The sequence below is a fragment of the Agrobacterium tumefaciens str. B6 genome (assembly GCF_001541315.1).
Classification (GTDB): domain Bacteria; phylum Pseudomonadota; class Alphaproteobacteria; order Rhizobiales; family Rhizobiaceae; genus Agrobacterium; species Agrobacterium radiobacter.
This window is the reverse complement of the sequence record NZ_LMVK01000020.1, coordinates 1-23067: the sequence shown is the minus strand read 5'-3', so window position 1 is coordinate 23067 and position 23067 is coordinate 1. Positions and strand designations below refer to the sequence as shown.

Genomic DNA, 23067 nt, shown 5'->3' with positions numbered 1-23067 from the left:
CCCGTCCAGTTTATACGCGTGATATCAGGCAGCACGCATTCATTGCATCTTTTCATTGACATACAATTGGTATACTGAAATAGCAAGGAAGGATTGGCGGGAGAATCGAATTCGCATGCGTGGACGTGAGGGAGTGTAATCGATGGGCGGCAAATTTCCGCGCATTCTTGCTTGTGGTGACAGCGCCCTGTCCGTTGAACTCGCCGATACCATCGATGAAACGGTGAGCGAGCGCATCATCGCACTTACGGCAGATCTCTCTGCAACGCCTGTGGAAGGCGTCGAGGAGCTGGTGCCGACCTACCGGTCCCTCATGGTCATCTATGATCCGTCCGTCATTCGCGGCCATGCGCTTGACCGGGAGTTGCACCGGCGCCTGATGACGTTGACGGTGAACAGCGTTCCGGCCAGACGCTTCGATGTTCCTGTGGTTTATGGCGGATCGGTCGGGCTTGACCTGCAGGAACTGGCGGACATGAAGGAAATGACGCCTGCCGCCCTGATAGACCTGCACGCATCCGCTGAATATCGTGTCTATATGATCGGTTTCGCGCCGGGTTTTGCCTATCTCGGCGGCCTGCCCGAAAAATTGCATACGCCGCGTCTTGCCACGCCGCGCCAGCGGATCGAGGCAAGTGCGATTGGAATTGGCGGCAAGCAGGCAAGCATCAATTCCGTGCCGGGGCCGAGCGGATGGCGTTTCATCGGCCGCACGCCGCTTCGGCTTTTCGACCCGCATCGCCCGCAGCCGTTTCTGTTGCAGGCCGGAGACCGGGTCCGTTTTTGGCCGGTGAGCGAAGACGAGGCCGCAGAGCTCGACCGGGCGGTCGCCGCCGGCCAGCCCGTCATGGAGGCGCAGCTTTCATGAGTTTTCTCGTCATCCAGCAGATAGGGCCGATGGCCACTGTTCAGGATCTCGGCCGCAGGGGATTGAGCCATGCCGGCGTTTCCGGTTCAGGCCCCATGGATATGCCTTCTTTCCGAATTGCGAACGCGCTGGTCGGCAATGTCGAAAACAGCGCGGCAATAGAATTTGGCGGCACCGGGGGCAGCTTTTCCGTTTTGCGGCCGGCACGCATCGCCGTGACCGGAGGCGCCGTCGATATCCGCCTCGGCAAACGAAAGCTGTCGCCCTGGGAGAGCTATACTCTTTTGCCCGATGATGTGCTTTCGATCGGCGCCCTGCGCGATTGCGTCTGGGGCTATCTCGCCGTCTCCGGCGGCGTGGATACCGTACCTGTGCTCGGTTCGCGTGCCACCCATGTGCGAACGGGTCTCGGCGGTTACGAAGGACGTCGTTTGCAGGCGGGTGACCGCCTGCTGCTCGGCCGGGATAATCCCGGCGCCAATCTGGCGCTCCGGCAACTCTGGCGGCGGTCCGGTGGTCCCGTCCGCATTGTTCCCGGCCCACAGGACGACTATTTCTCTGCCGAAACCCAGCGGGCTTTCCTGAAAGCCTCCTTCATCGTTTCGCCCGCCCGGGATCGCATGGCGCAGATGCTGGACGGACACGCCGTTCATGCCGAAGGCGGGCACGATATCGTCTCCGACGGAACCTGCGCGGGATCGATACAGGTCCCGGCGTCGGGACGGCCCATCGTGCTGATGGCGGAGCGCCAGACGACAGGCGGCTATCCGAAAATCGCAACGGTCGCCACCGTCGATCTGCCCCGGCTTGCCCAGGTTCCGAGCGGCCGACATGTCTCTTTCGCGGCCATTTCACGGGAAAAAGCCGAAGAGCTTCTGATTGCGGAGCGCGCGGCCTTGCGCGAACGCCTGGCAAATCTGGTAGAAAAGTCGGAAACGAACGATGTTTCAGGAGGTATGCCATCATGAATCAGCCACTCGCCAAGCAGGCTTACGGGAAGATCATCGAAATGATCCTGTCCGGTGCGCTGACGCCGGGTGACGCTTTGCAGGAAGCGAAACTGGGTGATCTGCTGGACATGTCCCGGACGCCCGTGCGTGAGGCGATCAAGCGGATCGAGGCCGAGGGTCTCGCCACGCAGGAAGGACGGTTTCTCAAAATTCGCCGGCTGAAGGCGGAGGAGGTCGAGGAGATTTTCTTCCTTCGTCAGGTGCTGGAGACTCATTGCGCCAGACAGGCGGCGATGGCCCGGCCGGAGCTTGGCGAGCTGGAAGCCCGGATACGGCATTTGCAACAGCATGGCCCCGGCGAGGACGATGAGCAGCGCCGCGTGGACGATGCTTTCCACCGGACGCTCGCGCTTTCCACAGGCAGCGAGATGATGGTGAGCACGATCGAGGATTTGCGCCGCCGTACCTGCATGTTCGATCATGCCCAGGTGCCGGATCGTTTTCTGAAAAGCTGCGACGAACATCTGGAGATGATTGCCGCCCTGCGCGCCGGCGACGGGGAACGGGCAGGCGCGCTCATGGCCCGCCATATCGTTCACGCCCGCGACGCCATTCTTGAAAAACTGGAACAATTTCCCGAAAGGAACAGGGACGCATGAAATGCCTTATTGTCCAGCCTATTCATGCCGACGGCCTCGCCCTTCTGCGCGAGGCGGGGGTTGAACCGGTTTTGTGTCCAAAACCGGACATGGCGACCGTGGCCGCAATGATCAAGGGTTGCGACGCCGTCATCACGCGCGATGCGGGCCTGTCTGCATCGGCCATCGAGGCGGGCGACAGACTGCGGGTCATCGCCGTTCACGGCACGGGCCATGACGCTGTCGACAAGGAAGCGGCGACGGCGAAGGGCGTTCTGGTCTGCAACACCCCCGGCGCCAATGCCCGCTCGGTTTCCGAGCTGGCGCTCGGTCTGGCTTTAGCCGCCGCAAGACGTATTCCTGCTGCCGACCGCAGCGAAAGAGCCGGGGTCCGTGGCTTTCGCGAGACGGAGAGTTTTTCCGAAGTGTCCGGCAAGACCGCCCTTATCGTCGGCTGGGGAGCGACCGGTGCCGGGCTCGGCCGGATGCTGAAGGCCGCTCTGGATATGCGGGTGCTGGTCCATTCGCCGCGGGTGGCCGATCTCGATGGCTTCGAACGGGCTGACAATCTTGAAGACGGGCTGAGGCAGGCCGATCTGATTTCCCTGCATACGCCGCTCCGTGCGGAAACACGCGGCCTGTTCGGAGAGCAGGCCATTTCAGCGGTGAAACCGGGCGCGATACTTATCAACACGGCACGGGCGGGACTGGTGGATGAGGCTGCCCTTGCCCGCGCCATCGACACCGGCCGCATAGCCGCAGCCGGGCTGGATGTTTATTCGCCTGGCGCGCCGACCGGACCTCTGGCCGCTGGCGGCCGGGTGATTTTCACACCGCATCTTGGTGGCACGACGCTGGAAGCGCTTCGCCGCGTGGCTCTTGGCTCTGCAAGGCATGTCTTGACGGCGCTTGCGGGCGAACGCCCGGTCACCGCGCTCAATGCGCCGCAGGAGATGATGGTATGACGCAAACCGTGATCGCAGAGACGGTCAACCGTCTGCTGGACCGCATCAATGCCATTTCAGCGGAAGGCCCCGGTTTTACCCGGCCTTCCTACAGTGCGCTGGAAAGCAAAGCGCATCAGGTGATTGCCGAAGAATGTGAAGCCCTTGGCCTCACTGTTACGCAAGATGCCGCGCTGAACCTTTTTGCCCGGCTGCCCGGCAGAGACCGGCAGGCCACGCCGCTTTATATCGGCTCGCATCTCGATACCGTACCAATGGGCGGCGCCTATGATGGCACGGCAGGTGTGGTGGGCGCCATGGCACTCGTCACCGCATTTGTGAAAAGCGGGCAGGCGCCGCCGGCAGATATTGTCGTGACGGTGACGAGAGCGGAGGAAAGCGTCTGGTTTCCAGTCTCCTATATCGGGTCGCGCGCGGCGCTTGGCCGGCTCACGGCGCCGGAAATGCAGGCGCGCCGCGCCGACAGCGGCAGAACACTCGCCGAGCACATGAAGGAACTCGGGGGCGACCCGGACGCCGTCCTGCGCGGGCCGGGACTGCCGCCGGCGCGCTTCGTGGAATTGCATATCGAGCAGGGGCCGGTGCTTGACAATGCCGGCGAGGCTTTCGGCGTCGTTGATGGCGTGCGCGGCGGCCTGCGTTACCGTGAAGCGCGGATTGAAGGGGTCTGGGCCCATTCGGGCGGCGCGCCGCGTGATGCCCGCTCGGATGCCGTTTTTGCCCTTGCGGATCTCATCGTCGCCATGGACAGGGCCTGGGAAGGAATTCTGGCGGAAGGGAACGATCTTGCCGTTACCTTCGGCCGGGTGGATGCGGCAAGCAGTGAACATGCTTTCGCCAAGGTTCCGGGCCGGGTGGATTTCTGCATCGATATCCGCAGCGCCGATGATGCGGTGCTGGACCGGGCGGATAGCATTTTCCGACAGGAAATCGAGAAGATCGAAAAACGAAGGGGCGTGCGCGTCGTCACCGGCGTTCAGTCCCGCAGCAAGCCCACCCGTCTGTCCTCCGCCCTCGGCCGGCAGATAGCCGCTGCGGCCGAGCGAACCGGCATCTCGCCCCGGCAGATGTTATCGGGCGGCGGGCATGATGCCGCGGCATTTGCCCAGGCGGGATGGGAATCGGTGATGGTCTTTCTTCGGAACTGGAACGGCAGCCATAACCCGGATGAGGCCATGGATCCGGCCGATCTGGCGCATGCCGTTGATATTCTGCAACAGACCTGGTCGGCTCGGTAAAGGGGAGAGAGCATGAGCGAAAAGGAAACTTTGACCCAGCAGGCCTATACGGATGTCAAACAACGCATTCTGGAGGGGAAGTTCAAAGCCGGTGACGTTCTGACGGAGAGAGCCCTGGCGCTCGAATCCGGCATTTCCCGCACGCCGCTCAGGGCGGCAGTCTCCCGGCTTGAAAAAGAGGGCGTGATTTCGCGGCTCGCCAATGGCGCATTGATGGTTCGGCCCGTCACGGTGGAGCAGTTGCTGGAAATCGTGCAGATACGGCGCTTGCTGGAGAGCGCTGCTGCGGCCCGCGCCGCTGATCGCCCCTTTCCCGAGGCGCTCGAACATTCGCGGCAAATCATGCAGGCTTATGCGGATGGCAGGAACGTGGCCTTCGATCAGTTCTGGCTGGACGACGACCAGTTTCACGAGGCCGTGGCCGCCGCCGCCGGGCTTGAGCTTTTGCCTGCCATGCTGACCGAAATGCGCAGTATCGCCCGACGCTGCACAATCACCCGCACGCATGACCGTTTTGCCGAGCAGGCGCGCGAACATATTGCGGTTATCGACGCCATTGAAGCGCAGGATCCGCAGAAGGCTTCCGCCGCCATGGAGGCGCATTTCGAAAGCGTGAAAAGCCGTTTTCTGGGATGGTTGAGCCGCCCCTGAAACCGGCACCCGCCAGCGTTTTTTCTTTCTTCATTCCGGTCTTGAGACGCTTTTGCCAGCTTCTCATGCAAAAGCCGAGCACGACGATATGGACAGTTTCATGCAGGAATTCGCCGATTTGCAGGGGTGTGACGCCTCTTTCCCCGGGGAGGAGTTCGCCGCGAGGCAAGATCGTGCGCGCACCGCCATCCGCAATGCGGGTCATGAAGCGCTCGTCGTCACCGGTCCTGAAAACATCTACTGGCTGACCGGGCGGCAGACGGCCGGATATTTCGCTTTCCAGGCGTTGATCATGCCGGTGAATGGACCGCCGACGCTTCTCGTCCGGCAGCTTGAACTGGCAGGATCCATCGCCAATACCTGGCTGGACGACGTCGTCGCCTATCAGGATGGCGCAAACCCGGCGGTCGCCTTGGGCGACCTCTTGAAAAAGCGGCATATCGAGCGGCCGGCCATAGAACTGGACGGCTGGTTTGTTTCTCCGGTACTTGCCGCAAAAATCGCGGAGCAGATGGGTGTTGCGTCCATCCCGGACGGTTCCTCCATTCTCTCGCCGCTGCGGACGATAAAGTCCGCAGCCGAGCTGGAGGCCATTCGGCTGGCGGCGGGTTATACCGAGGCGGGGCTTTCGGCCGGCATCGCCGCCTGCGCCGCCGGAACCGACGAAAACGCGATAGCCGCCGCCATACTGGATGCCGCCACAAGGGCGGGCTCGGAGGTCATGGCCATGGAGCCGCTCGTATCTTCCGGGCCGCGCAGCGGTTTGCCCCACATGACCTGGCGACGCCGCAAGCTTGAGAATGGCGATGCGGTTTTTCTGGAACTCGCCGCCTGCCATGCGCGCTATCACGCCGCGCTGATGCGTACCGTGTGGATCGGTTCTCCGCCCGCCGAAGCCCGGCGAATGATGGATTGCGCGTTGAAAGCCCTCGATGCGGCGCTGGCCGCCATTCGGCCCGGTGTTTCATGTGCCGAACCCCATGAGGCCGCGCAACGTGTGATCGACGCGGCAGGTTACAATGCCGCCTTCCGCAAACGCATCGGTTATTCCATGGGAACCGCTTTTGCGCCGGACTGGGGCGAAGGCGCGCTGTTGAGCCTGTTTACCGGCGTCGACAGGATAATCGAACCCGGCATGGTGTTCCACCTGCCAGCCACCCTGCGCAGCTATGGCGTGTGGACGGTTGGCGCATCCGAAACAGTCATCGTGACAGAGACGGGGGCGGAACCTCTCTCCAGCCTGCCGCGTGACCTGACCATCCGCTGATGGCCCGATAGCGGCCATTTCCCTTTAAAAATTGAAAGGAGTCTGAAATGCGTTCACTTTTTCACCTTGCCTATCACGTCACCGACCTTGACGAAACGCGTCGCTTCTATGGCGGCGTTCTCGGGTGCGAGGAGGGCCGTTCCACCGATAGCTGGGTGGATTTCGACTTTTTCGGCCACCAGATTTCGATGCATCTGGGCAAGCCGTTCGAGGTTACCCGGACCGGCAAGGTCGGCAATCACATGGTGATGATGCCGCATCTCGGTGTCGTACTGCCTCTCGATGACTGGTTCGCGCTTTCGAAGCGTCTGGAAGATGCCGGTGTGGCCTTCGATATTCCGCCGGTCATCCGCTTTGAAGGCGAGCCGGGGGAGCAGCGCACCATGTTCTTCTTCGATCCGAGCGGCAATCCGATCGAGGTGAAGGGCTTTAAGGATTTCGACGGCGTTTTCGCCCACTAAAATAAAAGACAAGGGCGGCGGCTGATGGCCGCCCCCGATGAACTCTGTAGCCGCATGCCGACCGTCGCTTGCGGGAAAATTACCACCAGTGGCTGGGCGAACGGGTCAGAAGCTCGTTGCCGTCGCGCCCGACGATGATGATATCCTCATAAAAAGCCGCGCCGACACCGTCGAGCGAAAGGAAGGATTCGATACCGAACACCATGTTTTCCTCGGCCATATCTTCAGGCTGCGACATGCTGGTTGAAATTCTCGGCTGTTCGAAGCCGAGACCGATGCTGTGGCCATAAAACGGGAAGTTCTTCATGATGGCGGATACCGAGCCTCCGAAGGCCTGCGTCAGACGGTCGCCTTCAGCGGCAATATCGATGAGCTTCACGCCCGGCCGCATCATGTCGGAAAGACGATGAACGATGTTGGCCGCAGCTTCGATCAGCCGTTGCTGGTCCGCTGTCGGTTTGCCGCATATGCCGGTGCGGCCGGGGTCGAGATAATAGCCCTGAAAAAATGCCGCATGGATGGTGCCCGTAACGATGTCGCCGGTCTTTGGTGTGTCCGCGCTATAGCCGGTCAGGGGAAAACGCTGGTCGAAACCAAGCGTTTCGCCATGGTTGCAGCCGATCATCTGCAGCCGGCCGCCGCGCCGCACCACTTCACGGGCCGCCTCTCCCGCCGCTTCCTGCTCGGAAAGGCCGCCAGTCAGGCCTTCCATCAACCTGTTCAGGCCGGCCGTCGCGCCTTCGCCGGCAACGCGATAGCACTCCAGTTCCTTCAGGCTTTTGATGCGCCGGACGGAGCGGATCAGATCGTCCTCGGCTACCCACTCAATGTCTGGAGCGTCCTGAAGCAATTGCTGGTAATATTTGACGGGGATGAACTGCGTGCCGATTATTGCGACACGCCCTTTGATGCCCCTTTCGACCAGGGCTTTCGCCACGCTTCGGAAAGGATGGCTGGAACAATGCGTATCGCGGATAGAGACGAGATCGGTGCGCACTTCCGGCTCATCGATATGAAGCTGCGGCTCTTGACCCTGCTGTAGAATGATCCCGGAAAAGGACCGTGCGGTCCATATCAGGGAATCCATGCCGCCGCTGATGGCGTAGTGGTTGGAAAGATAGAGTATGTCGCCGCAATTGTCAGTGGTTCCGCCGCCGCGGCCGAAGACCACCGCAGTTTCATAGCCACGGCGCTGCATTTCGCGCAAAACCCGCTGCCAGCGGCTTTGATATTCCTCGATTGCAAAATACCGGATCACGCGTTCCACTCCATTCAATCTGCTGTTTGGCCGGGCGGTCTTCGCGCGCCGATCCACCGGGACCTTCGGCAAACTCGGACAGCATTCCATCAATGCCAATCCTTCCGGAAGCTCGCATTTGCGGATTTCAACCGGAAGACCGCTCGGTCGAATTTTTAGGTACACCAAACGTATCCCGCAATCGATGGCAGTGCAAGCGAATGGTGCGGGACGCATAAATGATGCAATCTTGTGCATCTTACTGCTCGATTTGTGGCTGTTTAGCCTAATATATTTGCTATAAATAGTTGAAAATCTTTATTGAATTCCGTTGGTATACTGAATATAAATTGTTTCGACCGAGCGGTGTCGATCCGGGTCTATCGCCTGCTTACCGCCGTCTCGCCGGTTTCAGCATTCCTTCCAACGGTGTCCGATGACTGAAAATGTGCAGAATTTATTGGCCGGTCATGGCGCAGCCTATCGCATGCTGGCCGGCGAGGTGGCCATCGTTACGAATTCCCACGGAAACCAGGTCGTGGATGCGTGGGCTGTTGCGGCAGCCGATCCATCTGAGATGAGCTCGATGGATCATACGCGCTCGGTTAACGGTAATATTTTCATTGAGCGCGGCATGGGTGTCTTCAGCAACCGCAGAAGACCCATGATGACGCTGGTGAGCGACAGTGCCGCCCTGCGGCATGATACGCTGCTCTGCCCATGCAATGCGGATCTTTACCGGCAACTGGGATTCGAGGGTTTTCATCGCAGCTGTTCCGGAAATTTCCATGAGGCGCTGGCGGAGAAGGGTATTGTCGCCGCCCAGACGCCGGCGTCTCTCAACCTTTTCATGAATGTGGCGGTGAACGCCGATGGCGGTCTCGACCGTCGCCCGCCGGCATCCGCGGCGGGTGACCATGTGGCGCTGAGGGCCGAGATGGATCTGCTGCTCGTGCTGTCCGCCTGTCCCCAGGACATTACGGAGATCAACGGTGTGGACCGCACGCCGAGGGATGTCGCGGTGCAGATCGTCGATGAATACAAGGAGACGACCCCATGACCGGACCGGTTTTGAACCTGCGGGATATCCACAAGAGCTTCGGGGAAAACGAGGTTCTGAAAGGCGTTTCGCTCAGTGTCGAACCGGGTGAGGTGGTATCCATCATCGGCGCGAGCGGTTCGGGCAAGAGCACCTTCCTGCGTTCGATAAACGGTCTCGAAATGCCCCAGTCGGGCTATCTCGAATTCGACAACCTGTCTTTCGATTTCCGACCGGAATCGCGATTTTTCCCGACGCCCTCGCAGCTGCAGGCCCTGCGCGCCCGCGTCGGCATGGTGTTTCAGAGTTACAATCTCTGGCCGCATATGACGGTTCTGGAAAATGTCATCCATGCTCCGGTCCGGCTGCTGAAACGACCCAAAAGCCAGGCTGTCGAAGAGGCGGAGGCCCTGCTTTCCCGCATCGGCCTTTATGAGAAACGCCACAGCTATCCGGCACGCCTGTCCGGCGGCCAGCAGCAGCGCGTCGCCATCGCCCGGGCGCTCGCCATGAAACCGCGCCTGATGCTTTTCGACGAGGTGACCTCCGCGCTCGATCCCGAACTTGTCCATGAGGTGCTGGTGCTGATGGCTTCCCTGGCCGCGGACGGCATGACCATGCTGCTGGTGACCCATGAAATTGCCTTTGCGCGCGACGTTTCATCGCGTGTGCTCTTTTTCGACAAGGGCGTCATCGCTGAAACCGGCGCGCCCGACATTCTTCGCAACCCGCAGAGCGATCGCCTGCGGCAATTTCTTCACCGCATTTTGCATGACCAGCTTGCCCCCAGCGGCGCAGCAGATGGCGCCGGGGGAGCGTGACGACGATGGCGAATTTTATCGACGAAGTGCAGCTTTACGGTCCGGGCTTTCTGCTGGCTGCCTGGACGGTGTTCTGGTTGACGATCCTGACCATTATCGTCAGCTGGGGCTGCGGCCTGCTTGCGGCGCTCAGCCATCGTTCGCCGTGGCGCGCGGTGCGTGCCGCCTCCGCCTTCTACGTCTGGTTCGTTCGGGGCACGCCAACCCTGATCCAGGTCTTCATCATCTATTTCGGCCTGCCGCAATTCGGCGTGAAGCTCTCGCCCTTCACCGCCGGCGTGCTGGCGCTCGGCGTTAATAGCGGCGCCTATGTCGCGGAAATCATCCGGGGAGGCCTGTCCGCCATCCCGCGCGGGCAAACGGAATCGGCTCTGGCGCTGGGGTTCAGCCCGGCGGAAACCATGCGCAGCATTGTCCTGCCGCAGGTATTCCGCATCATCCTGCCTTCAGTCACGAATGAAGCCATTTCGACGTTGAAGAATACATCGCTGCTATCGACGATCACCGTCGTGGAGCTGACGCTTTATGCCCAGACGCTGATTGCCGCAACATTCAGGCCTTTCGAGTTCTACATCGCCGTGGCCGTCATCTATCTCCTGCTTACGACGGTGCTGACACAGCTCGCAGCCTTGCTGGAACGCCGTTATGCCCTTTCAAGCTGAGGCCCCGACGGTTCTCAGCAATACCTGAAATATCCGGCGGAGCGATCCGCAGGATCGACTGCGGGTGACGCCAATGCCTCCCGACGAACAGGAAAATGCAAAAAATCAATAAGGGAACGAGTCATGAAATTCAAATCTATCGCATTTGCCGTCGCGGCGCTCGCTGCGACCATCCCCAACGCTCCGGTCTTTGCCGCAGAACTTGAATTGCTGGAGCCCGGGAAGCTGCAGGTCGCAACGGAAGGAACCTTTTCGCCCTTCAGCATGCGTGCCCCGGATGGAACGCTCGACGGTCTGGAAATTCGTGTGATGAAGGAAGTGGCAAAGCGCCTCGACCTCACCTACACGCCGGTCCTGATCAAATGGGACTCCCTGCTGGTCGGCCTTCAGGCGGACCAGTACGATATCATCAGCGCTTCGATGGATATAACCGAAGAGCGGCAGAAGCGCGTTACCTTTGCCAATGGCTGGTTGGAATCGGGCGGTCGCATCGTCGTCCAGAAAGGCTCGGCCATCAAAAGTGCCGCTGATCTAAAAGGCAAGACCGTCGGTGCGCTCGTCTCTTCCACCTTCGCAAAAATCGCCGAGGAAAAGGGTGCGGTCGTCAAAGGATACAAGGCTGAATCGGACGCGATGCAGGACCTCGTCAACGGCAATATCGACGCGACCATTACCGATGCGATCGCCGGTGCATGGGCGATCAAGAATTCCGGCCTTCCCCTCGAAATGACGCCGGATTTCGTCAGCCACGTCCAGAAAGGTTTCGCCATCAAGAAGGGCAAGCCCGAGCTGGTGAAGGCGGTGAACAAGGCGCTCGCCGACATCGTGGCCGACGGCACCTATACGAAACTGACCGTCGAGCTCGTGGGCTTCGATCCGGCGCCGAAAGACCCGATCAAGAGCCTCGAATAAGCGCCCGGTCGCTAAGACCGCTTCCCGGTTTGCCGGGGCGAGGAACGTTCAGGGTCGAACAGGCGAAGGCAGTGTCGCCTGTTCGATGTGGCGTCTCCGATGCCCGGAACGGCGATTGCGATGAAACGGCACTTAGCCGTTTCGACCTCCTCGGCCCCAATACATTCCGGCTCTCGCAGTCAAAAGCATCATCATTCCTCGCCGGAGGATGCCCAGATATCTTGAAAAAATGTCACGCATGGCTTTTCCTTTCCTCTTGTTTGATCGATCGGATATAGGCGCGCCAACCGCCAAGGCCTGTCACTTCCAAAGCACCCTTGAGCGCATAGGGTTCGCACAGGAAGCCGGAGATTTGTGACCCGTCGTCCAGCGTCACCTTGCCGATGCCGAGCGGGGCGGGGATGTTCTGCACGAAACGTCCGAAGGCTTCGGGCGTCACCTTCCAGACCTCCACCTCCAGACCCGCGCCTTCAAAGCCGGGCTCCCGCAGCAGGCCGGGTTTCGGTGGAACGGTATTCGGCAAGACGAATAGCCGGTAGTCGCCGGTCGTGCGGCAGGATTTCATCAGCCGGCCGCCGGGGCCTGTGAGTTCGTGATTGAGCGGCATGCCGGTGAGATGGGCGCCGACAACGACAATCGGCACCAGCCCGTCATCGGTATCCGCCACTTTCGAAGCTTCCGGCAGGGCAGCCTTGCGGTCCTTGCCCATGCCGGGCTGCAATGCGCGGTGCAGCATATCGGCAAATGGCGCCAGCGCATCGTCGGAAAAGGCCGGACCGAACAGGGTGACACCCGCCGGCAAATGATCCGCGGCATCGAAGCCCGCGGGAATAGCGATGGCCGCATAGCCGAACAGATTGGCGAAATTGGTATATCGCCCGAAATGGCCGTTCTTCGCGATCGGATCTGCGCGCATCTCCTCCACCGTGTAGGTGGTCGGCGATGTCGGCAGCATCAACACGTCGGCTTTCGCCCATTCCGCTGATGCCTTCTGGCGAAGCGCCTCAAGCCCGTATAGTCCCTCGAAGGCGTCGACGGCATCGTATCGCCTTGCCCCCTCGATGATTGCCCTTACGGTGGGATCGAAATCGTCGGTATTGGTCCCAAGGAAATGCTTCACCGCCGCCAGACGCTCGGCCACCCACGGACCGTTATAGAGCAGCTCGGCGGCCTGACGGAACGGCGCATAGTCGAAGTAGACGATGTCTGCGCCGAGCATTTTCGCTTTTTCGACAGCTGCGTCATAAAGCGCCTCGAAAGCGGCATTGCCGAAAAATTCGCGTTCCCCGGGCTCAAGCACACCAATGCGCAGCCCGGCAGCCGGCAGGGCGGCCGGCTTTGCCCTGCGCGAGAATGGATCGCCGGGGTCATAACCGTCCATGACCCTGCGCACCTCCACGCCGTCGCCTACCGTGGCGGAAAAAACGGTCACGACATCCACCGAGCGGCATGCGGGTACGACGCCGACGTTCGGCACCAGTCCGGGCGTGGGCTTGATACCGACAATATTGTTGAAGGCGGCGGGCACGCGGCCGGAACCGGCCGTATCCGGGCCGAGCGCGAAACTGGCAAGGCCAGACGCCACCGCCACGGCGGAGCCGGAAGACGAGCCTCCCGAAACATAAGACTTGTCGAAGACGGAGCGCGGAGCGCCGTGAGGCGAGCGCGTGCCGTTCAGCCCGGTGGCGAACTGGTCGAGATTGGTCTTGCCTGTGACGATTGCACCTGCGGCCTTCAGCCGGGCGATGACGGTCGCATCCTGTTGCGGCCGGTAGGCAAAGGCCGGGCAGGCGGCCGTCGTCGGCAGGTCGGCCACGTCGATGTTGTCCTTGACGGCAAAAGGCACGCCCCACAGCGGCAGGCTGTTGGCCTTGGGGGCACGTGCCAGGAGGTCGCGGGCGGCGGCGCGCAGATCCTCGTCCGGCGTCTTCGTTATGAAGATCGCCGGATCGTCCGACGCCTCGATGCGAAGAATTATCTCCTCGACGAGATCGAGCGGGCTCAGCCCCTTTGCATAGGCATCTTTCAGCGACGCGATATCGAGAATGATCGGCAACATTAAATGGTCTCCAGAACGACCAGCACATCGCCGGCCCTGACATTGCGGCCCGGCCCGGCGCGGAGATCGCGCACCTTGCCCGCGGCGTGCGCGTTGACGGTGATTTCCATCTTCATGGATTCGATGATGGCGAGCGTTTCTCCGGCCGCCACCTTCTGCCCTTTTTCCACCAGCACTTTCCAGACATTGCCCGGCACGGCACTTTCAATGCCGAAGCAGCCATCGGGAATATCGCCCCCGAGGCCGGGACCGATGCCTTCATCGACAACGAAACTGTCGAGCCCCTGATCTTTCCAGCGTTGGCGTTCCGCCTCGAAGGCGGCCTGCTGGCCCGTCTTGAATGCGCCGATTGCGGCGGCATTCTTCTGAAGCTCCGCCTCGTAATCCGCATAGGAAAACTCGCCCTCTTCGATACGGACGGGATAACCCCCATGGGGAAAGGCGGCGCGGGCTTCGGTCAATTCGCCGTGGCTGACGGGAAAGAAACGGACTTGATCGAAGAAATCGAGCAGCCAGGGTTTGTCCTTGCCGAAGACCGGGGTTTGGCGCCACGTATTCCACATCTGGATGGTGCGCCCGAACAGCTGATAGCCGCCCGGTCCCTCCATACCGTAGATGCACATATAGGCGCCGCCGATGCCGACGGCGTTTTCCGGCGTCCACGTGCGTGCCGGATTATATTTTGTCGTGACAAGGCGATGGCGCGGGTCGAGAGGAGTGGCAACCGGGGCGCCGAGATAGACATCGCCAAGCCCCATGACGAGATAGGAGGCGTCGAAGATTTTGTCTTTCACCGCCCGCTCGTCGTCCAGACCGTTGATGCGGCGGATGAATTCAATATTCGAGGGGCACCAGGGCGCATTGGGGCGTACCAGCTCCTGATATTTGCGCATCGCCAGCGCCGCATCCGGATCGTCCCAGGACAGCGGCAGCCAAACGGTGCGGCTCGGCACCTTTACCGAGTGAACGGGAGGCATGCCGCTTTCGATCTCGGAAAGAAGACCGAGCAACCGGCCACGCGTCACATGCGATCCATCATAGTGAATCTGTAGCGAACGGATGCCGGGCGTCAGGTCTATGAGGCCGGGGACGCCGGCTTCCCGCACCGCCTGCATCAAAAGATGGCTGCGCAGGCGCAGGCTGACATCGAGCTGCATCGGCCCATATTCGACCAGAAGGGTGCCATCGCCCGGCCGGCGATAAACGACGGGAACCTCGCCGTCATCAAGACGGCCGAGAATGGGGGAGCCGGCATTCTCCCCAATACGTTTGACGATGGGACCAGCGATGGGATCTTCCGCCCGCGCAACTGGATGAAAGCGGATTTTGTCGCCCGGTTTGAACTGTCCCATCTTCCATTGCTCATCCGCGGCAATCACCGCCGGGCAAACGAAGCCGCCGAGGGACGGGCCGTCCGGCCCGAGAATGATCGGCATATCGCCCGTAAAATCTATCGCGCCGATGGCATAGGCATTGTCGTGGAGGTTCGAGGGGTGAAGTCCGGCTTCCCCGCCGTCCTCGCGCGCCCATTTCGGCGCAGGGCCGATGAGGCGTATACCCGTGCGGGCAGAATTGAAATGCACCTCATATTCGGTCGCAAACAGGGTCTCGATATCGTCCTCAAGGAAGAAATCCGGTGCGCCATGGGGGCCATAGAGCACGCCCATCGACCATTCGCGGGTCAGGTCGGCAGGTTCCGAGGCGGCTTTCATATCGGCCTGAGGCGCGCGGGCGAGGCGGAGGACCTGGCCGGCGCGCAAAGTGCCGGTGGCGTTGCCGCCGAACTGGCCAAGCCCGAAAGTGGCGCGCGAGCCGAACACGACCGGCGCATCAAAACCGCCGGCCACCGCCAGATAGGCCCGCTGCCCCGCGCCGCCGATCTGGCCGATGGTAAGCGTTTGCCCGGCCCTGATGGTGATCGGGGTATTATGCAGAACGGGTTCACCGTCGCACGTCATCGGCATTTCCGCGCCGGCAAGGGCCACCGTCACATCCGCAAAGAACCTGAGCACCGGCCCGGAAACGGTGATTTCCAGCGCCGCCGTATGGTCATGATTGCCGACCAGCCGGTTCGCATGCCGGAAAGACCGTTCGTCCAGAGGCCCGCTCGGCGGCACACCGACATGCCACAGGCCAAGACGGCCAGGCAGTTCCTGAAGGCTCGATTGCGCTCCGGGCGCAATAACCTCGACCACGGCAGGCACGAAGGAGAAATCCTTCAGCGCCGTGGTCGCGACATTGCCGGTTCGGAAAAGGTCGGAGCCGGCAATCGCCTTGAGATAGTCTAGGTTGGTCTCGATGCCTGAAATCGCGGTGTGCGACAGGGCAGAACCGAGACTGGCGATCGCTGCCTTGCGATCCGCGCCCGTGACAATGATCTTGGCAAGCATGGGATCATAAAAAGGCGTTACCTCCGTGCCGGTCTCTATCCAGCCGTCGATCCGGGCATCTTCGGGAAAGACCACCTCGGTCAGAAGACCGGCGCTCGGGCGAAAATCGGCATGCGGCATTTCCGCATAAACACGCGCCTCGATGGCCGCTCCCTTCGGTATCAGGTGCTCGGCACCGGTCAGGACATCCTCACCGGCGGCCTGACGGATCATCCATTCGACCAGATCGATGCCGAAGACGGCTTCGGTCACGGGATGCTCCACCTGCAGCCTCGTATTGACCTCCAGGAAATAGAATTCCTCGCGGGCCGGATCGTAAATGAACTCGACGGTGCCGGCGGAGCGATAACTCACCTGTTTTCCGAGCGAGACGGCCGCCGCGTGCAGGCGCGACCGAACCTCATCGGAAAGCCCGGGGGCGGGTGTCTCCTCGATGACCTTCTGGTTGCGGCGCTGAAGCGAGCAGTCGCGTTCGCCAAGCGCGATCACCCGTCCCTTGCCGTCGCCGAATATCTGCACCTCGACATGACGGGCCTTGGCCACGAACCGTTCCAGATAGACGCGGGCGTCGCCAAAGCTTGCTTTCGCCGTACGCTGCACGCTTTCAAAAGCCGCTTCCAGCGCGGCGTCATCGGCGCAGAGCTGCATGCCGATGCCGCCCCCGCCGGCGGTGGATTTCAGCATGACCGGATAACCGACGGTTTCCGCCGCGGCGAGCGCCTCTTTGACCGAGCCAAGCAGGCCGGATCCCGGAAGCAGAGGCACGTCGCTTCTCTGCGCCAGTTCCCGGGCGGTGTGCTTCAGGCCGAAATCGGCGATGTTTTCCGGTGTCGGGCCGATGAAGACGATGCCTTCGGCCGCCAGCCTTTCGGCAAAGCCGATATTTTCGGAAAGAAAGCCGTAACCAGGATGGACCGCTTCCGCCCCCGTCTTTTTGCAGGCGGCAATCACCGCTTCGACATCGAGATAACTTTCTGCGGAGGGCGCCGGTCCGATGCGTATGGCTTCATCCGCCGTGAGCGCGGCTTTCGTAAAGCGGTCGGCGTCGGAATAGACCGCGACCGAGGCAATACCCATGTCCCGGAGTGTCCTGATGATGCGGACGGCGATTTCGCCACGATTGGCGATGAGGACTTTCTTGAACAACGGCTCAATCCTCCTCGTTCCAAACGAGCACCCGGATCGGCGTCGGATCGAAACCATTGCAGGGATTGTTGATCTGCGGGCAGTTGGAGATGACCAGCAGCACATCCATCTCGGCCACCAGTTCGACGTAGTCGCCGGGCGCCGAAATGCCATCAACGATCGTCATGCCGCCATTGGGCGAGATAGGCACGTTCATGAAGAGGTTGATATTGGAAACGACATCGCGTTTACCCATGCCGTATTTCGCGACCTCGGCGACGAAATTGTCCCGGCAGGCATGAAGATATTTCGTTCCATGGCCGAAACGCACCGTGTTGCTTTCGCAGGAGCAGGCGCCGGCGGAGGTATCGTGACGGCCGCAGCTGTCGGCGGTCACTGTCAGCATCGCACGGCCCTCACTCGACATGATTTTCGTGCCGGTCGAAATATAGGCCACGCCCTGCGCCCGCACCGTATCCTGACTGGAGTAACGTTCGGAAAAGTCTCGAGCGTTGTAAAACAGCGTATCGATGGCCTGCTGGCCGTAAGTGTCTTCGATCCGAACCGTGGCGCCCTTGCGGATGAAGGTGGAGAAGGGTTTTTCAGCCGGAACGTAGTGGTCTTGTGCTGCATTTTCGCATGTGCGCGACGAAACGGTTTCAATGAAATCGGTCATGTTCGTTTCTCCCGGCTCAAAGGTTGGAAAGCGCGTTGTTCTCGAAACCACGCACGGCCTCGGCGGTGGCGGTCCGGCAAAGGTCGTCGGCGGCGACCGGAGCGGCCGCAAGGCGGGTGACCGTCACCGGGTTCGGCGCATAGGCCGGGTTGGGATCCAGCGGATGCGGGCAATTGGAAAAACCGACGAGCATGTCCATTTCCGCACGCAGCTCAACATAGTCCCCGCCGTTGAGCAGGGCCGGGTTCCAGAAAAACCGGCCTTCGGCATCAACACGCACAGGTGCGAAAAGCGTCAGCGCGGCAGGAATGTCACGGCGGTCGAGGCCGAGCTTCATCGCCAGCTTGATGAAATTATCGCGCGTATCGCGCACATGTGCGCCCTCATAACGGGCGTTGCTCTGCGCGTTCGAGCCGCCGACAAGGCAATCATGCGCGCCGGAACTGTCCTCGGTAATCGAAAACATCACACGCCCCATGTCGGAAAAGATGACGCGGCCTTTGGAAAGTCCCGTCGTCCACTGCACCTTGATCGTGTCGGGCAGATTGATGCGTTCCGAGGTGTCGGCGGCATTCCAGGCGATGAGCGCAATCGAGGAGAAGCCGTGGCTCAGGCTGATGCGCAGCACCTCTTCCCTGCGCAGCCTGGTCGTCCAGTACCAGCCGCCGGGAATGATTTCGCGGTTAAGGATTTTCGTTTCGTTGAGCGCGGGTTCGGGCAGGAGGCTGAAGCCGGGCAGCGCCTTGGGTGCGAATTCCAGCCCCTTTTTCTGGTGATCTTCATAACGGGCGCGGTTGGCGGCGATTTCTTCGGGCGAACGTCTTTGGTGCATAAGGTGCTCCATGGCGGTTGAGTTCGGGTCGTCCCGGTGTCTGCCCTTGTTTGCCGGGTCGTCCCGGCGGGCCGTCGGAAGCAATTCCGGCAGGGGGTTTTGAGCCGCCCCTCTATCCGCAACTGCGCAGTCGACATCAGGGCTTGGCCCTGATGCATATCGTTTCAGGCGGCGACGCCGCCGGCCCGGCGCGGCGGCCAGATTGAAATGTCGCGGGTGACCGTTGCGCCATAGCGCAGTTTTTCCTCCGGGCGGTCCCGTGGGCGCTCGAAAGCGATGACACGGGTGGCAAGCGTGAAGGCCTCACGCATGTCATGCGTCACCATCACCACCGTCATCTGCGCTTCGTTCCACAGCCGTTTCATCAACTGATGGATTTCGGCGCGAATGCCGGGGTCGAGTGCCCCGAAAGGTTCATCGAGCAGCAGGACTTTCGGGCGCATCAGCAGCGTCTGGGCAAGCGCCAAACGCTGCTGCATGCCGCCGGAAAGCTGGGCAGGATATTTGTCTTCCGACCCTGAAAGGCCGACATCGGCGATCATGGTGCGGGCCTCGTCGATCGCGGTCCGGCGGGCGGCGCCGAACAGCCTGCCGCTGACGGGTGAGGCGGCAAGTTCCTTGCCGATCAGGACGTTACCGAGCACGGTCAGATGCGGAAACACCGAATATTTCTGGAACACAACACCACGGTCCGGTCCCGGTTCGCCCGGCAGCGGTTTGCCGTCGAGCAGGATCGTGCCGCGGCTCGGCCGCTCCTGGCCAAGGATCATGCGCAGGAAAGTGGTCTTGCCGCAGCCGGACGGACCGACAAGCGCAACGAAAGCGCGGGATTCGATGTCGAGCGAAATATTCTCCAGCACGATCTGATCACCATATTCCTTCCAGACATTGTTGATGGTCAGCGTGCTCATGCCTTGTTCTCCGTTGCCGACCAGGGAAATAGGGCAAGGCGCAGCCGCTCCAGCAGCCAGTCGGTCAGCACGGCGATAAGCGTGATCCAGATGACATAGGGAAAAATCACATCCATCGCGAGATAGCGGCGAACGAGGAAGATGCGATAACCGAGCCCCGCATCCGACGAAATCGCTTCCGCCGCGATCAGGAAAAGCCAGGCGGGTCCGAGTTGGAGACGCAGACAGGTGATGAGCCGCGGCAAGACCTGCGGCAACACCACGCGCAGCGCGATCTGCCATGAGTTTGCCCCGAGTGTCTCGGCTTTGATGATCTGTTCGCGCGGCAGTTCGATGGCCCTCAGCGCCAGATCGCGGATCATCACGGGCGCTACACCGATGACGATGAGAGCGATCTTGGAAATTTCGCCAAGGCCAAGCAGAATGAAAAGGATGGGCAAAAGCGCCAGCGGCGGCACCATGGAAATGGCGCCGACGAAGGGCGAAAGCAGTGATCGGGCGTAAGGCAGCATGCCGATCAGCATGCCGATGGCCAATGCCATCGCTGTGGCTATTCCCAATCCCGAAAACAGGCGGACGAGGCTTGCGGCCGTATCCGACCATAGAAGAATATCACCCGTGCGGGCATCTGGGATGACGGCCAACCGGTTGATGGCGTCGGCAAGGCCGGCAAAGCCCGGCAGAAGCTTGTCATTGGCGTTTTCGGCAAGCCGTGCCGCGGAGCCGACTGTGTAAGCGATCAGCACGGCCGCAAAGGGCAGGACGGCAAGTCCAAGTCGGGCGCCGTTCGAAGGACGCGAATTGATCCAGCGCATGGGAAACTCCGGGGTGATGGCAGGGTGGAAGACCGGGCCGGGGCGCGGTGGTGCTGCTCCTCAGAGCATTCCCTTGGCTGCTTCGGCCATGTAGTCCGTCGTGAAGCGGAACTTGACGTTGGACGCGTCACCGCGGACGGCCCCATCCGGGAACGCGATGCCGATCGCGTCCGCCGATGAGGCGCCGTTGCCAAGCAGGCTCTTGTCGAACAGGAAATGCCGCACCCGGTCCATGGTCTTCGGCAGGTCCGGCGAAGCCGTGAAGGCGAGTGCATCCTGGGGCTTGTCGAACAGTTTGGTGGCCGCCATCTGGGCTTCGAAACCGGCAAGATCCGTGCCGGATGCCTTACCCATCGCCTCGCGCGCAGTTTTGCCTTCCGCGCTTTCGGCGGTCATCACCTTCATCGTATCGTACCAGATGCCCGCGAGCGCCTTGCCGAAATCGGGATTATCCGTCAGCACATCGGTATGGGCGACCATCAGATCGATGATCTCGCCGGGGACTTTGGAACTGTCGAAGACCTTGTTGGCCGAGGAATTCTGGAGAATGGTCGAAACCAGCGGATTCCACGTCACGACAGCGGAAACCTCCGGTGTCTGGTAAGCGGCGACCATGTCCGCGTCGGACGTATTGACGACTTTCACATCGCGTTCGGATGAGCCGATGGTTTCGAGCGCCCGTGCAAGCAGATAATGCGACACGGAGAACTCCACGAGATTGATGTTCTGGCCCTTGATCTCGGTAAGGTCTTTTTTGTCCTTGAGGATGACGGCATCGTTTCCGTTGGAGAAGTCACCGACGATGACGGCGGTTGTATCGACGCCGCCGGCAGCGGGAATGGACAGGCCGTCCATATTGGTCAGCGTCACGGCGTCATAGGCGCCTGCCGTATACTGGTTCATCGATTCCACATAATCGTTGAACTGCGTGACCTCGATATTGATGCCGTATTTGTCTGCCCATTTCTTCACGATGCCATGGTCGGCGGCATAACCCCAGGGCATCCAGCCGACATAGATCGACCAGGCGACCTTGAAATCCTTTTTTGACGCAGCATCCGCTGTCGAAACGAGCGGGAGCGCAAGAAGGCCCCCCAGTACGGAAATGGAAATGATCGTTTTGAAAGTCTGCATTGGTATTCCCCTTTTGCTTGTTCTCAAAAAGGGATCGGCATAGACCAACGCCGCCAATCCCTTGGCTAACGAGGTCTCCCGGGCTTTTGTCCCGCCGTGCATCCGTGCGAGATTTCTCCTCGCACAGTGGCTGCTCTCGGACCAGTCATGCAAACCTGCACCGGAACCCTAGCGGCCAACTCGGAATTAACGAAGCAAACCGCGTGCCAGATTGGATTCCGGACTCTGACGCGCGATTTCGTAAAAATGCGAAGAATAGTGCCTGATTTGTGTTCTTGCCGATGGGCTTCCAAGCTTATTTTTTAGGCGCAGCTTCGGCCAGCCGCCGTTTCGTGGCTTTCGTCAGGCCATTCCGTCCCCGATGGCTGTCTCGGTTGTCGGGATGGGAGGTGTAAATCAGCAGTTCTTCCCGACGTCGGATCGGCCTGAGGTTCTCGTCGAAGTTCGCGTGCCTGAAGGCACGAGCATCGAAAGCACTACGGCCGCAGTGGCGAAAGTTGAGGACTGGCTACAAAGGCAGCCGGAAACAAAGGTTGCCACCCAGCTACGGTGTGGTTCCGGATCAAGCCTCCAAAGCACGCTGCCCGCGGTTAATCCCTGTCAGTTTGCGGGTTGCGCGCGGTGACGATCCACGCCGCGCCGTTGATCATCACCGATCGCTCACCGGGGCACCCCGCGAAGGCGGCACGAACCGCAGCCGAGGCGCGGGCGCGAATATCGTCGGTCTGATCAGCAAGTGCGCGCGCCAGTGGGCCGACCTCAAGTGTCATGTTCACTGCGTCGTCGAGCGCCGCGTCCCGTGTCGCGCCCTCGCCAAACGAGACTGAAGCATCGAAAGGCTCGATAGCGATATCGGTGAACCCTGCCTTCGTCAGGATGCGCTCCACACGCTCCTGGTCGCCAAACGAGAACGCGCCGGGCGCTTCGGGATGGGGGGGAGCCATCGGCGGGAGGATGCCCTTGATCGCACCCATCGGCAGGCGCACCCAATCATTCTCGGCCATGCTGCGCCAGCAGACGAAAGCGACCCGCGCGCCCGGCTTGAGCGCACACCGCATATGAGCGAACGCTGCTGCAGGATCCTCAAAGAACATCACGCCAAAGCGGGAGAACAGGATGTCGAACGTACCCTCAGGCCATTCGGTGCTGCTGGCGTCAGCCAACTGGAATATGGCCGGCGTATCCTGCGGCGCTAGCCTGCGCGCTCTCTCGATCAGCGGCTCGGATATGTCCACGCCGAGCACATGGCCTCCTGCACCAACGCGAACGGCCAGTTCCAAACTAGTCGCCCCCGCGCCACAGCCGATGTCCAATACGCGTTCGCCCGTGACTGGCGCAGCAGCTTCGATCGCGGCCTGGCCAAACACCGCCATCATGGTATCAAGCCGTGCCTGGTAAGCAACCCAGCGCTCTCCG

Annotated in this window: 21 protein-coding genes, 1 pseudogene and 1 riboswitch; of the genes and pseudogenes, 13 read left to right on the top strand and 9 right to left on the bottom strand. The window is 61.1% G+C overall.

The window, feature by feature from the left end; translation table 11 throughout:
- Nucleotides 1-142 precede the first annotated feature (142 nt).
- The 8 genes from pxpB to ASB65_RS15680 all read left to right on the top strand — a co-directional run bounded on the left by pxpB (nt 143) and on the right by ASB65_RS15680 (nt 7038).
- Complete coding sequence (gene pxpB / locus ASB65_RS15715; protein ID WP_060724592.1) at nt 143-868, top strand: 5-oxoprolinase subunit PxpB; 726 nt, start codon at nt 143-145, stop codon at nt 866-868.
- Complete coding sequence (locus ASB65_RS15710; protein ID WP_060724591.1) at nt 865-1836, top strand: biotin-dependent carboxyltransferase family protein; 972 nt, start codon at nt 865-867, stop codon at nt 1834-1836. The genes pxpB and ASB65_RS15710 overlap by 4 nt, the downstream gene beginning before the upstream one ends.
- The gene (locus tag ASB65_RS15705) at nt 1833-2477 is read left to right on the top strand and encodes a GntR family transcriptional regulator (protein ID WP_060724590.1); all 645 of its coding nucleotides are present in this window, start codon (nt 1833-1835) and stop codon (nt 2475-2477) included. The genes ASB65_RS15710 and ASB65_RS15705 overlap by 4 nt, the downstream gene beginning before the upstream one ends.
- A complete protein-coding gene (locus tag ASB65_RS15700) occupies nt 2474-3421 on the top strand; it encodes an NAD(P)-dependent oxidoreductase (RefSeq protein WP_060724589.1) in 948 nt (315 codons plus the stop codon). The genes ASB65_RS15705 and ASB65_RS15700 overlap by 4 nt, the downstream gene beginning before the upstream one ends.
- Nucleotides 3418-4659 (top strand): Zn-dependent hydrolase, encoded by a 1242-nt coding sequence (locus tag ASB65_RS15695; RefSeq protein ID WP_060724588.1) that lies wholly within the window; start codon nt 3418-3420, stop codon nt 4657-4659. The genes ASB65_RS15700 and ASB65_RS15695 overlap by 4 nt, the downstream gene beginning before the upstream one ends.
- A gap of 12 nt (nt 4660-4671) precedes the next feature.
- On the top strand, nt 4672-5310 hold the full coding sequence (locus ASB65_RS15690) for a GntR family transcriptional regulator (protein WP_060724587.1): 639 nt from the start codon (nt 4672-4674) through the stop codon (nt 5308-5310).
- A gap of 100 nt (nt 5311-5410) precedes the next feature.
- On the top strand, nt 5411-6577 hold the full coding sequence (locus ASB65_RS15685; RefSeq protein ID WP_139786539.1) for a M24 family metallopeptidase: 1167 nt from the start codon (nt 5411-5413) through the stop codon (nt 6575-6577).
- Nucleotides 6578-6624: 47 nt separating this feature from the next.
- On the top strand, nt 6625-7038 hold the full coding sequence (locus ASB65_RS15680; RefSeq protein ID WP_060724585.1) for a VOC family protein: 414 nt from the start codon (nt 6625-6627) through the stop codon (nt 7036-7038).
- Between the two features lie 79 nt (nt 7039-7117).
- Here the strand turns inward: ASB65_RS15680 and ASB65_RS15675 are convergent, their stop codons facing one another.
- A complete protein-coding gene (locus tag ASB65_RS15675) occupies nt 7118-8296 on the bottom strand; it encodes a M24 family metallopeptidase (RefSeq protein ID WP_060724613.1) in 1179 nt (392 codons plus the stop codon).
- Between the two features lie 427 nt (nt 8297-8723).
- Here ASB65_RS15675 and ASB65_RS15670 point away from each other — a divergent pair, with 427 nt between their 5' ends.
- The 4 genes from ASB65_RS15670 to ASB65_RS15655 all read left to right on the top strand — a co-directional run bounded on the left by ASB65_RS15670 (nt 8724) and on the right by ASB65_RS15655 (nt 11709).
- Nucleotides 8724-9335: a DUF1989 domain-containing protein gene (locus ASB65_RS15670; protein ID WP_245301393.1), complete on the top strand. Its 612-nt coding sequence runs from the start codon at nt 8724-8726 to the stop codon at nt 9333-9335.
- Complete coding sequence (locus ASB65_RS15665) at nt 9332-10135, top strand: amino acid ABC transporter ATP-binding protein (RefSeq protein WP_060724583.1); 804 nt, start codon at nt 9332-9334, stop codon at nt 10133-10135. The genes ASB65_RS15670 and ASB65_RS15665 overlap by 4 nt, the downstream gene beginning before the upstream one ends.
- A 5-nt stretch (nt 10136-10140) precedes the next feature.
- Nucleotides 10141-10797 carry an amino acid ABC transporter permease gene (locus ASB65_RS15660; RefSeq protein WP_060724582.1) on the top strand — a complete coding sequence of 219 codons (657 nt, stop codon included), beginning with the start codon at nt 10141-10143 and terminating at the stop codon, nt 10795-10797.
- A gap of 123 nt (nt 10798-10920) precedes the next feature.
- Nucleotides 10921-11709: a transporter substrate-binding domain-containing protein gene (locus tag ASB65_RS15655; RefSeq protein WP_060724581.1), complete on the top strand. Its 789-nt coding sequence runs from the start codon at nt 10921-10923 to the stop codon at nt 11707-11709.
- 232 nt (nt 11710-11941) lie between these two features.
- Here the strand turns inward: ASB65_RS15655 and atzF are convergent, their stop codons facing one another.
- From atzF to ASB65_RS15620, 7 genes are all read right to left on the bottom strand, one after another.
- Nucleotides 11942-13768, bottom strand: coding sequence for an allophanate hydrolase (atzF, locus tag ASB65_RS15650; protein ID WP_060724580.1), 1827 nt, complete (start codon nt 13766-13768; stop codon nt 11942-11944).
- On the bottom strand, nt 13768-17304 hold the full coding sequence (gene uca, locus ASB65_RS15645) for an urea carboxylase (RefSeq protein WP_060724579.1): 3537 nt from the start codon (nt 17302-17304) through the stop codon (nt 13768-13770). The genes atzF and uca overlap by 1 nt, the downstream gene beginning before the upstream one ends.
- 4 nt (nt 17305-17308) lie before the next feature.
- A complete protein-coding gene (locus ASB65_RS15640; RefSeq protein ID WP_060724578.1) occupies nt 17309-17959 on the bottom strand; it encodes an urea amidolyase associated protein UAAP2 in 651 nt (216 codons plus the stop codon).
- 16 nt (nt 17960-17975) lie between these two features.
- Nucleotides 17976-18791: an urea amidolyase associated protein UAAP1 gene (locus tag ASB65_RS15635; RefSeq protein ID WP_080868764.1), complete on the bottom strand. Its 816-nt coding sequence runs from the start codon at nt 18789-18791 to the stop codon at nt 17976-17978.
- 164 nt (nt 18792-18955) lie between these two features.
- Entirely contained in the window at nt 18956-19702 is a 747-nt protein-coding gene (locus tag ASB65_RS15630; protein WP_060724576.1) for an ABC transporter ATP-binding protein, read from the bottom strand.
- Complete coding sequence (locus ASB65_RS15625; RefSeq protein ID WP_060724575.1) at nt 19699-20517, bottom strand: ABC transporter permease; 819 nt, start codon at nt 20515-20517, stop codon at nt 19699-19701. Before ASB65_RS15625 ends, ASB65_RS15630 begins: the two co-directional genes overlap by 4 nt.
- 60 nt (nt 20518-20577) lie before the next feature.
- Nucleotides 20578-21651, bottom strand: a complete 1074-nt coding sequence (locus ASB65_RS15620) for a putative urea ABC transporter substrate-binding protein (protein WP_060724574.1) — start codon at nt 21649-21651, stop codon at nt 20578-20580.
- Nucleotides 21652-21724: 73 nt separating this feature from the next.
- A riboswitch (guanidine-I (ykkC/yxkD leader) is annotated at nt 21725-21834 on the bottom strand.
- A 178-nt stretch (nt 21835-22012) separates the two neighbouring features.
- Here ASB65_RS15620 and ASB65_RS29230 point away from each other — a divergent pair.
- Nucleotides 22013-22192: pseudogene (locus ASB65_RS29230) on the top strand (hypothetical protein); the annotation flags it as partial.
- Between the two features lie 49 nt (nt 22193-22241).
- On the opposite strand, the gene ASB65_RS15615 reads toward ASB65_RS29230, so the two are convergent.
- A partial coding sequence (locus tag ASB65_RS15615; RefSeq protein ID WP_060724573.1) for a class I SAM-dependent methyltransferase occupies nt 22242-23067 on the bottom strand: 826 nt, incomplete at its 5' end.